At 67.0% G+C, this 13,587-nt stretch carries 16 protein-coding genes; 12 read left to right on the top strand and 4 right to left on the bottom strand.

Annotated elements, in window-relative coordinates:
- Positions 1-51: 51 nt before the first annotated feature.
- From SRU_RS01670 to SRU_RS01680, 3 genes are all read left to right on the top strand, one after another.
- Positions 52-1,449: a NosD domain-containing protein gene (locus tag SRU_RS01670; protein ID WP_011403089.1), complete on the top strand. Its 1,398-nt coding sequence runs from the start codon at positions 52-54 to the stop codon at positions 1,447-1,449.
- On the top strand, positions 1,446-2,126 hold the full coding sequence (locus SRU_RS01675) for an ABC transporter ATP-binding protein (RefSeq protein ID WP_011403090.1): 681 nt from the start codon (positions 1,446-1,448) through the stop codon (positions 2,124-2,126). The genes SRU_RS01670 and SRU_RS01675 overlap by 4 nt, the downstream gene beginning before the upstream one ends.
- A 112-nt stretch (positions 2,127-2,238) precedes the next feature.
- A complete protein-coding gene (locus SRU_RS01680) occupies positions 2,239-3,033 on the top strand; it encodes an ABC transporter permease subunit (protein WP_118825927.1) in 795 nt (264 codons plus the stop codon).
- A 2-nt stretch (positions 3,034-3,035) separates the two neighbouring features.
- Here SRU_RS01680 and SRU_RS01685 read toward each other — a convergent pair whose 3' ends face one another.
- Complete coding sequence (locus SRU_RS01685) at positions 3,036-3,746, bottom strand: Crp/Fnr family transcriptional regulator (RefSeq protein WP_164923439.1); 711 nt, start codon at positions 3,744-3,746, stop codon at positions 3,036-3,038.
- A gap of 107 nt (positions 3,747-3,853) precedes the next feature.
- On the opposite strand from SRU_RS01685, the gene SRU_RS01690 reads away from it, so the two are divergent.
- The 6 genes from SRU_RS01690 to SRU_RS01715 all read left to right on the top strand — a co-directional run bounded on the left by SRU_RS01690 (position 3,854) and on the right by SRU_RS01715 (position 8,453).
- The gene (locus tag SRU_RS01690) at positions 3,854-4,162 is read left to right on the top strand and encodes a DUF2249 domain-containing protein (RefSeq protein WP_013060876.1); all 309 of its coding nucleotides are present in this window, start codon (positions 3,854-3,856) and stop codon (positions 4,160-4,162) included.
- A gap of 118 nt (positions 4,163-4,280) precedes the next feature.
- Positions 4,281-4,484: a hypothetical protein gene (locus SRU_RS15270; RefSeq protein ID WP_043551831.1), complete on the top strand. Its 204-nt coding sequence runs from the start codon at positions 4,281-4,283 to the stop codon at positions 4,482-4,484.
- Between the two features lie 13 nt (positions 4,485-4,497).
- Entirely contained in the window at positions 4,498-5,019 is a 522-nt protein-coding gene (locus tag SRU_RS01700; RefSeq protein WP_011403092.1) for a cytochrome c oxidase subunit II, read from the top strand.
- Positions 5,016-6,689 carry a b(o/a)3-type cytochrome-c oxidase subunit 1 gene (locus tag SRU_RS01705; protein WP_011403093.1) on the top strand — a complete coding sequence of 558 codons (1,674 nt, stop codon included), beginning with the start codon at positions 5,016-5,018 and terminating at the stop codon, positions 6,687-6,689. The genes SRU_RS01700 and SRU_RS01705 overlap by 4 nt, the downstream gene beginning before the upstream one ends.
- A gap of 114 nt (positions 6,690-6,803) precedes the next feature.
- Positions 6,804-7,421: a hypothetical protein gene (locus tag SRU_RS01710; RefSeq protein WP_237701840.1), complete on the top strand. Its 618-nt coding sequence runs from the start codon at positions 6,804-6,806 to the stop codon at positions 7,419-7,421.
- 222 nt (positions 7,422-7,643) lie between these two features.
- Positions 7,644-8,453 (top strand): GntR family transcriptional regulator, encoded by an 810-nt coding sequence (locus SRU_RS01715; protein WP_011403095.1) that lies wholly within the window; start codon positions 7,644-7,646, stop codon positions 8,451-8,453.
- Positions 8,454-8,514: 61 nt separating this feature from the next.
- On the opposite strand, the gene SRU_RS01720 is transcribed toward SRU_RS01715, so the two are convergent.
- The 3 genes from SRU_RS01720 to SRU_RS01730 form a co-directional block, all read right to left on the bottom strand.
- Complete coding sequence (locus SRU_RS01720) at positions 8,515-9,714, bottom strand: NAD(P)/FAD-dependent oxidoreductase (RefSeq protein ID WP_011403096.1); 1,200 nt, start codon at positions 9,712-9,714, stop codon at positions 8,515-8,517.
- 72 nt (positions 9,715-9,786) lie between these two features.
- The gene (locus SRU_RS01725) at positions 9,787-10,707 is read right to left on the bottom strand and encodes a DUF1641 domain-containing protein (protein ID WP_013060880.1); all 921 of its coding nucleotides are present in this window, start codon (positions 10,705-10,707) and stop codon (positions 9,787-9,789) included.
- A 136-nt stretch (positions 10,708-10,843) separates the two neighbouring features.
- Positions 10,844-11,440 carry a Tll0287-like domain-containing protein gene (locus SRU_RS01730; protein ID WP_011403098.1) on the bottom strand — a complete coding sequence of 199 codons (597 nt, stop codon included), beginning with the start codon at positions 11,438-11,440 and terminating at the stop codon, positions 10,844-10,846.
- A 136-nt stretch (positions 11,441-11,576) separates the two neighbouring features.
- Here SRU_RS01730 and SRU_RS01735 point away from each other — a divergent pair, with 136 nt between their 5' ends.
- From SRU_RS01735 to SRU_RS01745, 3 genes are read left to right on the top strand one after another with little or no spacing between them, the layout of a single operon-like run.
- On the top strand, positions 11,577-11,798 hold the full coding sequence (locus SRU_RS01735) for a hypothetical protein (protein WP_231847278.1): 222 nt from the start codon (positions 11,577-11,579) through the stop codon (positions 11,796-11,798).
- The gene (locus SRU_RS01740) at positions 11,795-12,013 is read left to right on the top strand and encodes a cbb3-type cytochrome oxidase assembly protein CcoS (RefSeq protein WP_011403100.1); all 219 of its coding nucleotides are present in this window, start codon (positions 11,795-11,797) and stop codon (positions 12,011-12,013) included. The genes SRU_RS01735 and SRU_RS01740 overlap by 4 nt, the downstream gene beginning before the upstream one ends.
- Before the next feature lie 30 nt (positions 12,014-12,043).
- Positions 12,044-13,558: a cbb3-type cytochrome c oxidase subunit I gene (locus SRU_RS01745; protein WP_011403101.1), complete on the top strand. Its 1,515-nt coding sequence runs from the start codon at positions 12,044-12,046 to the stop codon at positions 13,556-13,558.
- Positions 13,559-13,587 lie beyond the last annotated feature (29 nt).

A 13,587-nucleotide genomic window follows, 5' to 3' on the forward strand; every position in this document is an offset into this window, starting at 1 on the left:
GGACGAACCACCCACCGCTCAACCGGCACCCCAAAAACTTTCAAACCACACATGAGGGTCGTCCGCTGGCTAATTACATTTTGCCTGCTGGCTGGTGTCGCGCCTGGCTCCGCGTGGGGCCAGTCGCTGCAGGCCCGGATTGGGGCCGCCGCGCCCGGGGACACGATCGTCGTGACGGGCGGGGTGCACGAGGGGCCGTTCGTCGTCGACATCCCGCTGGTCCTGCGGGGGCGCAACCGCCCGCACCTGAAGGGCGACGAGCAGACGCACGTCGTTGCGGTGGACGCCGCCGACGTCACCATTGAGGGATTTCGCATTTCCGGGTCGGGCACGGACCTGGGCGACGACCACGCCGGCGTGATGGTGCGGGCGCCGCGAGCGACCATCCGGGACAATCACCTGTCCGACGTGCTGCACGGGGTGTACGTGAAAGGAGCGGACCGGGCGGTTGTCGTGGAGAACGTGATCGAGGGACCGCCCACCGTCACGCGGCGGGTGTCCCCCGAGGAGGCCCGGCGCCACGACTGCTCGGTGCCGCCGGGGGGCGGCGACTGTGCCGTCCCCCTTCCGGTCCCGCAGCGGGGCAACGGCATTCACCTGTGGAGCTCGCTCCACAATACGGTGACGCACAACACCGTGCACCACACGCGGGACGGGGTCTATTTCTCACACTCCAACCACACCTACGCGGCCCGCAACACGATTCACGACGTGCGCTACGGCCTGCACTACATGTATTCGGACGACAACACGTTCGAGCACAATCGCTTCTTCGACAACGAGTCCAGGTCGGCGCTCATGTACTCCACGCGGATCGCGGTGCGGCACAACGTCTTCCGGGACAACCGGTCGCAGCGGGGCTACGGGCTGCTCCTGCAGACCGTGAGCAAGAGCCGGTTCGCGCACAACCGCATGATCCAGAACGGCACGGGCGTCTACCTCGAAAACAGCACGCGCAATACGTTTGCGGACAACGTCGTGGCCTCCAACTATCGGGGGATCCGGGTTACCGGAAGCTCGATGGAAAACCGGTTTGGGCGCAACGTTATCCGGGGCAACCTGAACACGGCCACGGTGTCCGGGGCCCGTGCCACGAACGCGTGGCACGTCGACGGGCGCGGCAACTACTGGGGCCCGCGCGGCCTGCTCGACCTGAATGCCGATGGGGTGAGCGAGCTGCCGCACCGGACGGTCGACCTGTTTGGGGAGCGGCGCGAGGACTTCCCGTACGTCGACCTGCTGGCGGGCAGCCCCGGCCTCTCGCTCCTCGCCGACGCCCTGGCGCGCGTGCCGGGCACGGGCATCCCGACGATCACCGACGAGCACCCGCTCGTGGCGCCCCCTTCGCCCCCTGAGGAAGAGGGCGCAACCGGGCTCGGGTCCCTCTTCACGCTTGGCATTGTCTTGTTGACCGTCGGTGCGGTTGCGCTGCGGAGGCGAGTGGTATGATTGAGGTAGCAGATCTCTACAAGTCGTTCGGGGACGCGGCGGTCCTGCAGGGCGCGTCGTTCTCGGCGGCCCCGGGTACCGCGACGGTGCTGGTGGGCCCCAACGGATCGGGCAAAACGACGACCCTGCACGTGCTCGCGGGGCTCGTGACGCCGGACGCCGGGACGGCCCGGATCGACGGGACGGACGTGACGACCGACCGGACCGCGGCGCAGGAACGACTCGCGTTTCTGCCGCAGGACGTGCGCTTCCACGATGCCCTCACGCCCCGCCAGGTGCTACGGTTCTATGCGGGACTCCGCGACGCCCCCGACGCGCGCCTCGACGCGCTGCTCGACGACGTGGGGCTCGCCGACGCCGCCCAGAAGTCGTGCGGGGCGCTCTCGGGGGGCATGCGGCAGCGGCTCGGGATTGCGGTCTTCGAACTGGCCCGGGCGCCCGTGCTCCTGCTCGACGAGCCGGGGCTGAGCCTGGACCCGAAGTGGCGGGGCTTCCTCATGGACCGCCTCCGGGCGCGGGTGGAGGAGGGGGCGGCGGTGCTCATGGCCACGCACCTGCTGGACGTGTGGCGCCCCCTGGCCGACCGCGTGCTCCGCTGTGAGGGCGGGACGGTCCGGGAAGTGGAGCCGACGACTGGGGCTGTCGCCTCCGTCGACGAGAACGCCTCCGCGGTGTGACTCGGGGTGCGTCGTTCGGATTGCGTCGTTCGGATTGCGTCGTCCGTGGTAGAACAAATACGCAATACGCACTACGCAATGATCTCTTGACCCTCAAATTCTCGACCCCACCATGCATCTTGCCAGACTGCCAGCTTCGGTCTACCGGGCCCTCATCCGGCGCGAAGTTGTCACCACGTTTCACAACCGGTTCGTGCAGATTTTTGCGGTCGTCGCGTGGGCGGGGAGCATCGCCGTTGCGGCCCTGAGCGGGCGCCCCGAGGCCGTGCCGTACGGGCTGCTGCTGTTGTTCTTGTATCTGGTGCCGCTCTTTGGGCTGCTCGTCGGCGTAAGCGCCGCCCACGAGGAGCGCGACGAGCGGGCGTTTTTGTGGAGCCAGCCGGTGCCGCGGGCCGCGTTCGTGCTGGGCAAGGCGGTCACGCTCATCGTGGCCCTGGCGGCCGTGCTCCTCGGGGCACTCGTGGCGGGGGCCGTGGTGGGGGCGAGCGCGGGCACGCTGGCGCTCCTGTGGGGCTTGGGGACGGGGCTCGTGCTGGTCAGCGTGAGTGCCGGCCTCGCCGCGGGGCAATACACGACGAGCCGGGCGCGCGGGCTCATGGTCGTTCTCGTGGTGTGGGTCGTGGTCTTTGCGCTCTACGACGCGGCCGCGCTGGGGCTGTCGGGGCTCGGGGCGATGCAGGCCGTGCCCGCGTTCTGGGTCGGCCTCTTGCTCCTCAACCCGATCGATGCGGTGCGGCTGGCCGGCCTCTTTGCCCTCGAAGACGTGCCGTTTTCGGCGCCGGGGGACGCGGCGTGGATGGGAGACCTGATGGCGGGGCTGCCGGCCTGGGTGGCGGTGCTCACGGCGGTGTGGACGGGCGGGCTGCTCCTGCTGGCCTGTCGGCGCCTCCGTCGGCTCGACCTGTGAGATCAGGCGGAATCCACGAGGTGCCGCAGGCCCCGCACGTCCGTCAGGACAATGTCCGCGTCCTCCGTCCGGATGAGGTCCTTGTCCTGCAGGGTCCGAAGCGCCCGCGAGAGCGTCTCGGGGACGGTGCCCAGCTCGGCGGCGAGGACGGACTTGGGAATGTCGAGCTCGACGGTGGGCACGGTGGGGGGGTTGTCCGGGACCGTGGGCACCTGCTCGACGAGATAGCGGGCCAGGCGCTCCGTCACGTCCTGGAGCGACACGGCGTCGAGCTGGCGCACTGCGCTGCGCAGCCCCCCGGCCATCTGGCCCAGCATGTGCAGGGCCGACCGCGGATGGGCGTCGACGAACGAGAGAAAGGCGTCGGCCGGGAAGAAGAAGAGAGCACTGTCCGTGAGCGTCTCGGCGGTGGCCGGGTACGTGTCGCCGGCGTCCGTTTCGAACAGGGGAACCTCGGCGAACGACTCGCCGGGGCGGATGACGTGCAGCACCAGCATCCGGCCCTCCGGGCTCAGCCGATAAACGTGGACGCCGCCCTCGACGAGAAGGTAGAATCCCCGATACGCGTCTCCGCGCTGGAACAGGATCGTGCCGCTCGCCGCCGTACGGGCCTGTCCGAGGTCGATGAGGCGCTCGCGCTCCTCCGTGGACACGCCCCCAAAGAAGGGATGATCACGCATTGCGTCGGTGATGTCGGCGGGCGACACGTCCATGGGGCCAATGGCGACAGGGACCAGTCCGCTTCGGCCGGAGCGGGGACGCCGGGGGCTGGAGGCCGATGTACTGCTCGGGTCGTACAGAATAAAACATTCGCGCTTCCATGTCCACCACCGTCCCCACGATTCTCGACGTCCGCCCCCTGCAGGCGGAGCGGAAGTTCGAGTCGGTGCTCGTGGTCCTCGATGGGCTCGATGCGGGCGAGTCGTTCGTGCTCGTGGACGACGTAGACCCGAGAACGTTGCGCCTGCGGATCAGGGATGAGCGCTCAGGGGCGGTCCGGTGGGCATACCTCAAGAAGGGCCCCCGCGTCTGGTGTGTGCGCGTGGAGCGGGGCCCGGCCGCCCTCCAGGAAGGCGTGCGCGGAGAGGGGGAGTGGGGGAACGCCCCACCCGATCGTTCAAGAGCGTAGGGTTGCGGGAGGAGATGCTGAATCGTACCATAGTTGTGAGAAATACGGCACGTGTGCCTGTTGGGGCCGCGTCGGCCGCTTCCGTTCGCCGTTCTCCCGAATTGTGTGTCTGCTCTTCATGCCGACCGATGAGTCCGACGCCTCGACCGACGGTGCTGCGGCGGGGGACGACTCGGGCAAGGCCCGAGACATTTCCCTCGACGAGTTCCAGCCCTACGGGACCCTCGCGGTCACGGGGGCATATTTCATTCTTCTGCTCGTGCTGTACGCGCTGCTGTACTTTGTCGAGTTTGCCACGCACGCCCCCCACATCATTGAGTAAGCCCTGATCGACCATGCACGTTCATCGTTTTGAGAAGCTCTGGATCGGGCTCTCCCTGCTCCTCATCGCCGCCTTTATCGGGATTGTGCTCTTCGGGTTCACGGTGATGAACCTGAAGGTGCCCGGCGTAGAAACGGGCGAGACCGTCGACCCGGCGACCGTCCTGTCGGAGGGGCCGTTTGCAAAGCCCGGGGTGCGGAAGATCAGTGACGACCACTACGAGGTGTACATGCTGGCCCAGCAGTTTATCTTTCGCCCCGGAAGCACCCGGCCTCTGACCCTGCCGGCCGATACCAAGATCACCTTTCACATGACGAGCCCGGACGTCATGCACGGGTTCGAGGTGCCGGGAAGCGGCCTGAACTCGACGGTCATCCCGGGGCAGGTCGCGACCTTCACGACCCGGTTTCCGGAGGCCAAAAGCTACGGCATCATCTGCCATCAGTACTGTGGCTCGGCCCACCACAACATGCAGGGAGAAATCAAGGTCGTCCCCCCATCCGAGTTTGACGAGAGCAACTTGATATCGCAATGACGTTTGTTGACCACTACCCGAAAGCGGCGCGCATCGTCAAGGCCAACCTGATCGTCGCGTTCGTGGCCCTCGGCATCGGGGGCTTCTTCGGCCTCATTCAGGCGCTACACCGCACAGATGTCTTTCGGGGCTTCGTCTCCTCGGTGCAGTACTACGACGTGCTCACCGGCCACGGCGTCCTGCTGGCCCTCGTGTTCACCACCTTCTTCATCACAGGGCTGTACCAGTGGGGCGTCACGCGCACCATGGAGCGTGAGCCGGAGAGCTCCGCGTTCTCGTGGACGTGGTTCGCGATGATGGGAGTGGGGACGACCATGACGGCCACGGCCATCCTCGGCGGGCTCGTGCCGGGCAGCGGCCTGAGCGCGGCGGTGCTTTACACGTTCTACCCGCCGCTGCAGGCGCATCCGCTCTTCTACATCGGCGCGGCGCTTCTGGTCGTGGGCTCGTGGCTGGCCGGGGCGGACTGGTTCTGGACGTACCGGAAGTGGCGGGCCGACAACCCCGACGCCCGGATCCCACTGCAGACCTACATGGTGATCTTCACGTGGCTCATGTGGTACCTCTGCTCGCTGGGGCTGGCGCTGGAGGTGGTCGTGCTCCTCATCCCGTGGTCGCTCGGGTTCGTCGAGAAGATTGATCCGCTGCTGCCCCGCACGCTCTTCTGGTACTTCGGGCACGCGGTGGTGTACTTCTGGCTGTTGCCGGCCTACTTCGTGTGGTACTCCATTCTGCCGAAGCTCTCGGGCGGCCGTCTCTTCAGCGACCCGCTCGCCCGCGTCGTCTTCATCTTCTTCCTGCTCTTGTCCACGCCCATCGGCTACCACCACCAGTACGCGGACCCGGGCATCACCCTGGTGTACAAGATGTGGGCGCTCATCATGACGCTCGTCATTCTGCTGCCGAGCCTCATGACGGCCTTCACGGTGATCTCGTCCATGGAGCACGGGGCGCGGCAGCGCGGCGGCAGCGGCTACTTCGCCTGGATGGGGGCGCTGCCGTGGGGCCAGCCCGCCTTCGTGGGCTGTGCGCTGGCCGGCATCATGTTCGCCGCGGGCGGCTTTAGCGGCATGATTAACGCCTCGCTCAACATCGACATGCTGGTCCACAACACCGCGTGGATCCCCGGCCACTTCCACCTCACGGTGGGCACGGCGGTGGCCCTCACCTTCATGGCCATCACCTACTGGCTGCTGCCGCAGTTGACGGGGAAGGCGCTCAAGTTCAAAAACCTGGCCCTGGCCCAGCCCTACACCTGGTTCATCGGGATGACGCTGATGTCCAACGCGCTTCACCGGCAGGGCCTGGCGGGCGTGCCGCGCCGCGTGGCGGAGCCCCAGTACGCGGGCATCGACTACGAGGTGCCGTTCGGCACGATGGCGGAGATGGACTGGCAGGTGGCCATCGGGGGCACCATTCTCTTCGTGTCGATGGTGCTCTTCCTCGTGGTCATCGGGGGCACGTGGTGGAGCGGCGCCCCCGCCACCGACGTGGACGACGTGATCCCGCCCGCCCTCTCGGGGCCGGAGCACTCGCCGAAGATCCTGGACAACCTGAAATTGTGGATGGGGGTGGCCGTGGCGCTGGTCCTTATCGCCTACACGCTGCCGCTGGCCGAGATGGTCATGGACGGGCTCTTCTCGCCGGGGGCGTTCCCGGCGCCGATGTAGACGCGCATGGGCGCCAGAACGGCGGCGCCCGGCGCGCCTGGGCTGGGGCGGGGCCCGGAGGCCCGAACTGAACCCGTCCGGTGGCTGTCTCGACGATTCCCGGCCTTCTGTTCGATGGACGATCCCTCTTCTTCCGAGACGGACGATGCTCCGTCCCCGTCTGCGCCCGACGCGCCCGACGAGGTCAACCCCTGGGTGGTCCGCTTCTTTCTCATTCTCGCGTTCGGGCTGGCGTTCGGGATTGAGGGCATGACCCTGGTGCGTAGCTACCTGCTGAGTGGAGAGGGGGAGTCGAAGACCGTGGCCGAGAAACAGGAGGCCCCGACGGGCGCACGAGGGCCACAAGCGTCCGACGCCCCCCTCCGGATCGGCGACGACCTTCTGCCGGCCACCGACGTAACGGAGCGCGTGGTGGAAATGCAGGTGCGGGCCCAGTCGTCCGGGCCCTGGACCTTCCGGCTCGCCGTCGCGGTGGACAACCGCACGGACACGCCCTACCGCCTTACCCTGCGGGCCCTGGAGACGGACGACGGCACGGTGCTCGACGAGAGGCGGACGGCGACGTGGCCCCCCGGCGACTCGACGCGGTTCCGGGCCGCCTGGCCGATGGGGGCCGACGCCCGCCCGCAGTCACTCATCGCCGAGGCGCAGCTGCAATACGCCGCGGATTCCACCCGCACCGTGCGCCGGCGCATTTCGTTCGGGCACGTGCCGGTGCAGATGGAGCGCTAGTCGGTGGGAGCGATCCGTTTTCCACCGTGAAATGCCCCAGGCCCGGAATTTGTCTTTTTCCCCGAGGCTCGGTGGCTCCCGGGACGGGGCGACCGAGCCGATTCTGACGAGGCGAGGCGGGCACGCCTCCCCCGAGTAGGGATCTTCCCCTATGTTCTCCTGTTGTGACATGGCCACTCTCTTGGCCCCACGCACTGTCGTCACCACCAGACGAGACCTTTCATGGAGCTTGAGTCGGGACGCCCGCGCCACGAACAGATCAGCGACTGGCTGCGCGAGCAGATTGAGCAGGACACGTACGAGGTCGACGAAAAACTCCCCTCCGAAAAGCAACTGGGGGACCGGTTCGACGTGAGCCGGGTGACGGTGCGGCGGGCCCTGCAGACGCTTGAGAATGAGGACTACATCTACCGCCAGCAGGGGCTCGGCTCGTTCGTCAAGGAGCGCCGGGCCGCGCAGGGCCTCGTGCGCCTCACGGACTTTGCGCAGGACATGGCACAGGCGGGCCTCGAAGCGTCCTCTCAGGTCGAGCATCACGCCCCGGAGTCCCCCCCGCCCGCGGTTGCCGTCCACCTGGATACGGACGACCAGACGGTGATGCGACTCGACCGCCTTCGCCTCGGAGACGGGCGGCCCGTTGCGTTCGACCGGACGTGGCTCCCCATGTTCTACGCGCAGCTCCTGGAGGGCCACGACCTGGAGGAGGAGACGATCTACCATATTCTCGAAGCGGAGTACGACATTCCCGTCCTGCGCGGCCACTACCGCATCACGGCCGCCAACGCGGACGCGCCCATTGCGGACCTGCTCGGCGTGGACGCCGGGCAGGCGCTGCTCCTCATCGAGCGCCTGTCGCTGACGGAGGGCGACAAGCGCGTCTACTTCCAGCGGCGGTACTACCGCAGTGACCGGGTGGCCTACGAGCTCGAACTGGCCCGCGACACCACCCGGCACGATGCGGGAGAGCACGGCATGCCCCTCCGTGAGTTTGAGCCCGTCTTCGACGATGATGTGGACGCGCACCAGGAGTAGGCGTCATGTTGCGGGACGGGGAGAAGGCACACATCCGCCGGCGGCCGGGTGCCCACGGCGACTACATCCGCCCCTTCAGCATGCCGTTCCAGTACATGCGGGGCAGGCCGTAGGCCTTCAGGGCATACATGCTGTACCGCTCTTCCGTCTGGTCGAACGGAAAGCTTTCCTCCGGCTCCTTGTCATAATCGAACTCGGCGAGCACCAGCTTGCCGTAGCCGGTCACCAACGGACAGGACGTGTAGCCGCTGTAGGTGCCATTGGCGGAGGCGGCGTCGTTGGTCGTGGCCATCAGATGATCCACCAGCACGGGGGCCTGTTTCCGAATGGCCGCCCCGGTCTTCGAGGTCGGCAGATTCGAGTTGTCGCCGAGCGCAAACACAGTGTCGTACCGCGTGTGCTGGAGTGTGCCCGGATCCACGTCCACCCACCCCTCCTCGTCGGAGAGGGGACTGTCGGCAATGAAGTCGGGCGCGGACATCGGGGGCACCACGTGGATCAGGTCGTAGTCGATCGTCTCCTCCTCGCCGGATTCCAGGTGCTGAAACGTCGCCTGCTTTTTCGAAGGCTCCAATGCCGTCAGTTCGGTCATGAGGTTGAGGTCGATGTCCTTCCGCTCAACCACGTCGTAGAGCGTCTCCTCGTAGGGCGGGGAGGAGAAGAGACTCCCTTTCGCCTTCATGAACGCGATGCGGCTGCCCGCGCGCACATTCTGGCGGCGGAAGGCATCGTCGGAGAGGTACATGATTTTCTGCGGGGCCCCGCCGCACTTGACGCCCGTCGTGGGCTCGGTAAACAGGGCGGTGCCGCCCTTCGGAAAATTCTGAATCGCGTCCCAGGTGGTCTCGCAGGTGTCGTACGAGTAGTTGCTCACCACCCCCGTGCCGGGCTGGCCCACGGACGCGGCGAGCCCCGGAATGCCGTCCCAGTCGATCTGGATGCCGGCGGCCATAACGAGGCGGTCGTAGCCGTGGGTGTCGCCGCCCCGAGTGGTGACGGTGCCGCCCTCGGGGTCGACCTCCGCGGCGGCGTCCTGGATCCAGGTTGCGCCGCTCGGCATCACCTCGCCCATGGGACGGGCGGATTCCTCTTTGTCGAAGACCCCGCCCCCGATGAGGGTCCAGAGGGGCTGGTAGTAGTGGGTGTCGGCGGGCTCAAGGACGGCCACCTCGGGGGCGTCGTCCCGAGAGAGAAGCTGGGAGGCAACGGTAAGGCCGCCGGTGCCGCCTCCAACGATGAGAACCTGATGGGTGTCGGTCATGGGTCTGAAGGGGGTGCGTGTGCGAAATCGAACGGACGAAGTCCCGTGGGCATCTGAGGCACAGGGCCTGACTCACGAGCGGAGGTTCCCCCCGAACTTTTTAGCAAAGGTGGTGATGAAGCCGACGGCCCGCTGCACGTCGGGGTCGCGAAGGGCGCCGAGCAGGCCGAAGACCCCCTGGGATGGGGTGTCTCCGCGCTGCGCCTCCTTTTGGGTGTCGACGAGCGCCGAGCCGAGGCTGCCGACGGCCTCGAGGGCCTCGGGGTCGAGCACACCGGAGTGGAGGAGGGCCTCGAACTCGTCGGTCTGGAACAGCGTCCCGAGCCGGCTCAGGGCGCCGAAGGCCTGACGGAGGGTGCGCTCCGGGTCGTATCCCTGCGCGGCGGCCCGGGCGTATTCGGCATCGAGGATGTCGACGACCGTGGCGATGGCGTCGGGGGCCTTCTCGGCGAGGGCCGCCAACTCGTCGATCTGGTCGGACCGGTCCAGAAGGTGCTCAAGTGCCGCGGCGGTCTCAGGCTCTGTCAGTTTTTCGAGCAGCCGGAGGCCCTCCCGAGCCCGCTCGTCAACGACCACGCCCCGGTCGGCGGCGCGCGTGAGCGCCTCATCGATCGTGTCTACCGTGACGGTGGCGGCCGCGGGGACCTGCTCGGCCAGGTCGGCGAGATCGTCGAGGTGGTCGAGCCGGTCGATAAGGGCCGACAGTACCTCGACGGTCTCCGGCTCCGTCAGCTTCTCTGCGAGCCGCAGCGCCTCGCCGGCCCGTTCGTCGAGCACCACACCGCGGTCCGCCGCCCGGGTCAACTCGTCGTCGACCACGTCGGCGGTGGTCTGAAGGAGAGGGGGCACCTCGCCCTCGATGCGGTCGAGCCGGTCGAGGGCCGCCTCGATCGTATCGAGCTTGTCGAGGAGACGGTGAAGCGTCTGACGAGTGTCGCGGTCTTGTAAGCGCTTTTCTAGGGAGGGGGCGCCGTCTGTGTGTACGTCGTCCATGGGCCCTTCGGGTCGGCTGTCAACGGGAGAGGCGAACGGTCACCGATGTCCTCGTTTCGGTATTTACCTGTATTTACAACTAGGGCCAGTGTTTCAGGACCGTTGCAAGGTGGTCCCTAGAAGGCGCACAGGCTACTTAAAATGCATCCCCGGTGCTCGTATCCGGGACGAAGACTGCGTAGATGCCCCGCAGGTCTCCGTCTTCGAACCCGTAGGCCCGGTCCTCGGGATAGTCCTTCTTGACGAACGCGGGGCGCTCGTCTTTGGGGCCGTGGCACGCCAGGCAGGACGGCTGTACCGTAATTCGGCGGGCGTAGCGCCAGCCCTCGTGGCCGCTGCGGGTGGTTCGGATCCACCGCTCGGTGAGCTCGGGGGACGTGACAAACTCCTCGTGGAGGCGGCGTGCCTCCGCGTCGGGCTCGTGGGCGGGATTTCGATACTTCGTGGCGAGCTGTTGCACCTCCCATCCGCGGTCCGCGCCGAGTTGCCTGGCGCGCTTCCCCACGGGGGCGCACACGCGCTTGAACGTGCGCCTGTCGACCGCGGACGTGTCGATGGTCGCGGCCAGGGACTCGCGCATCTCGTTCAGCGACGCGATGGACTGCTCCACGTCCCGACGGACGGCGTCGGGCGGCGTCTGGGAGCTGGTGGGGGCCGAATCGGACCCGCCGCATCCGACGATGAGAAGAGGGACGCTGAGGATCAAAAGCCGAAGAACCGAGGGCGAACGCATCGGTTGGGGAGAAAAATGATCTGGCCGTGAAGATCAGCAGGACGACCGCCATCGTGGATCCTTCCGGGGGCGTTCGCCTTCAACGTACTGGTACGTACTTGTAAACACAAGCAGTAGGGCCGCCGTCTTGCATCCCATGTCCGATCCGCAGTTCGACGTTGAGCGGGCCACGGCCGGTCTCGTCCTGGCCCTTTTCCTTGCCGCTTCTCTGCTGGTGGGGGCGATGTACTACTTCGTCCTGCGCGACATGGAGGAGCGCGCCGGTGCGTCCAATGCGTCTCAGGCCGTGCGCGTCGAGCACCCGTCGGCAGGGCCCCCTGCCTCAGCGTCCATCCCTGTGTCCGAACACCACGCATGAGCTACACGCCTTTGTTGACCATTCTGCTCGTTCTGGTGGTCGGCGCCGCGATTACCCTGACGGTGCTGTTCTATGCCCAGCGGAAGGGGCACTTTGACAATCTGAAGTCGGAGGCCTACGTCATCTTCGACGACGATGAGCCGGTGGGGGAGCCACAGGATCAGGTGTTCGACGCCCCAGACGAGCCGACCGGCGCGCCTGATCCGGAGGCCTGACCCGTTTCTTCCCAACGTTCTTCCTGTGCGATGCCCGACGATTCGTCCACGCCCGCGCCTTCGGCGGGCACGTCCCAATCAGAGGTCAAGTGGCGTCGCGTCGTCGACGCGTCGACGCGCTGGCCCGTCATCGCGTTCGTTGTGAGCGGGACCTTCTGGCTCGTCGCGGGCTCCCTGCTGGCCCTCATCGCCAGCTTCAAGTTCCAGTTTCCGGACTGGTGGACCCATCAGGCGTGGCTCACCTTCGGCCGCGTGCGGCCCGCCCACCTTAACACGATGATCTACGGCTGGATTTCGATGGCGGGCGTGGGGGTGAGTTCATGGCTCTGGGCCCGTCTGTTGAAGACCAAGCTTCGGGGCCGCGGGCTCCTGCTTCTCAGTGCGGCGCTCTGGAACGTGGGGGTGCTGGTGGGCACCATCGGCATCCTGGCGGGCTACTCCCGCGCCATCGAATGGGTGGAGATGCCCTATGTCGCGTTCGCGTTTATCGTCCCGGCCATGGGGCTGTTGGTCGTGTCGTTTGTCCGCACCCTGTGGCACCGGCACGCGCGACACCTGTACATCTCCGTCTGGTACCTGGGCGCGGCCATCCTGTGGGGCCCGCTCCTCGTGATCGCCATTCTGCTTCCCATTTACAGCGGGGTGCCGGAGGCGACGGCCAACTGGTGGTACGCCCACAACATCCTGGGCCTCTGGATCACCCCGCCGGGCCTGGCAGCCGCCTACTACCTGATTCCGAAGGTCATCGGGCGGCCCGTGCACAGCTACCACCTGTCGTACCTGGGCTTCTGGACGCTGGCCCTCTTCTACAACTGGGCCGGCGTGCATCACCTGGTCGGGGGGCCCGCGCCGCAGTGGGTGGCGACCGTGTCGATCGTGTTCAGCGCGATGATGATCATTCCGGTCATCGTGGTGGCGGTCAACCACCACCTCACCGTCGTGGGGCACTTCAAGAAGCTGAAGTACAGCCCGACGCTCCGGTTCGTGGTCTTCGGGGCCATGAGCTACACGGCCGTTAGCCTGCAGGGCTCGCTCCAGTCGTTCCGGTACTGGCAAGAGGTCACTCACTTTACGCACTACACCATTGCGCACGCGCATTTGGGGGTCTACGCGTTTGCGACGATGATCGCATTCGGGGCCATCTACTACATCATGCCGCGCGTGACGAACTGGGAGTGGGGGAGCAAGCGCCTCGTGAGCCTGCACTTCTGGACCACGGGCCTCGGCATTGGGGCGTACGTTACGGCCCTCACCATCGGCGGCGTCATTCAGGGCCTGCAGCTGCTCGATCCCGACGTGGCCTTCCTGACGATCGTGGAGGACACCAAGCCCTGGCTCGTCGTGCGGTCGGTGTCCGGCACGCTCATGACGGTGGGGCACCTCGTGTTTGCGTACCTGCTCGCCAAAATCGTCGTGCAGAGCGGCGAGCGCCCGGACGGCCCCACGTACTTCCACCCGGTGCCGGCGGGCACCTTCGAGCATGTCGGCGGGGACGGGGCCCGCTCCGTCCCGTCGGGCCCGGCGGGGGAGGAGAGTGCACGCTAGGCCCGCCTCACGCTGCGTTTTGCACCACG

The sequence above is a fragment of the Salinibacter ruber DSM 13855 genome, from assembly GCF_000013045.1.
GTDB lineage: Bacteria > Bacteroidota > Rhodothermia > Rhodothermales > Salinibacteraceae > Salinibacter > Salinibacter ruber.

What these genes read in the sequence shown, in the direction of transcription:
- SRU_RS01740 (WP_011403100.1), top strand. Translation starts at nt 11,795, where the DNA reads ATGAGCTACACGCCTTTGTTGACCATTCTGCTCGTTCTGGTGGTCGGC.
- SRU_RS15270 (WP_043551831.1), top strand. Translation starts at nt 4,281, where the DNA reads ATGCCGACCGATGAGTCCGACGCCTCGACCGACGGTGCTGCGGCGGGG.
- SRU_RS01700 (WP_011403092.1), top strand. Translation starts at nt 4,498, where the DNA reads ATGCACGTTCATCGTTTTGAGAAGCTCTGGATCGGGCTCTCCCTGCTC.
- SRU_RS01715 (WP_011403095.1), top strand. Translation starts at nt 7,644, where the DNA reads ATGGAGCTTGAGTCGGGACGCCCGCGCCACGAACAGATCAGCGACTGG.
- SRU_RS01725 (WP_013060880.1), bottom strand. Translation starts at nt 10,707, where the DNA reads ATGGACGACGTACACACAGACGGCGCCCCCTCCCTAGAAAAGCGCTTA.
- SRU_RS01685 (WP_164923439.1), bottom strand. Translation starts at nt 3,746, where the DNA reads ATGGACGTGTCGCCCGCCGACATCACCGACGCAATGCGTGATCATCCC.
- SRU_RS01735 (WP_231847278.1), top strand. Translation starts at nt 11,577, where the DNA reads ATGTCCGATCCGCAGTTCGACGTTGAGCGGGCCACGGCCGGTCTCGTC.
- SRU_RS01710 (WP_237701840.1), top strand. Translation starts at nt 6,804, where the DNA reads ATGGACGATCCCTCTTCTTCCGAGACGGACGATGCTCCGTCCCCGTCT.
- SRU_RS01720 (WP_011403096.1), bottom strand. Translation starts at nt 9,714, where the DNA reads ATGACCGACACCCATCAGGTTCTCATCGTTGGAGGCGGCACCGGCGGC.
- SRU_RS01675 (WP_011403090.1), top strand. Translation starts at nt 1,446, where the DNA reads ATGATTGAGGTAGCAGATCTCTACAAGTCGTTCGGGGACGCGGCGGTC.
- SRU_RS01730 (WP_011403098.1), bottom strand. Translation starts at nt 11,440, where the DNA reads ATGCGTTCGCCCTCGGTTCTTCGGCTTTTGATCCTCAGCGTCCCTCTT.
- SRU_RS01690 (WP_013060876.1), top strand. Translation starts at nt 3,854, where the DNA reads ATGTCCACCACCGTCCCCACGATTCTCGACGTCCGCCCCCTGCAGGCG.
- SRU_RS01745 (WP_011403101.1), top strand. Translation starts at nt 12,044, where the DNA reads ATGCCCGACGATTCGTCCACGCCCGCGCCTTCGGCGGGCACGTCCCAA.
- SRU_RS01680 (WP_118825927.1), top strand. Translation starts at nt 2,239, where the DNA reads ATGCATCTTGCCAGACTGCCAGCTTCGGTCTACCGGGCCCTCATCCGG.
- SRU_RS01705 (WP_011403093.1), top strand. Translation starts at nt 5,016, where the DNA reads ATGACGTTTGTTGACCACTACCCGAAAGCGGCGCGCATCGTCAAGGCC.
- SRU_RS01670 (WP_011403089.1), top strand. Translation starts at nt 52, where the DNA reads ATGAGGGTCGTCCGCTGGCTAATTACATTTTGCCTGCTGGCTGGTGTC.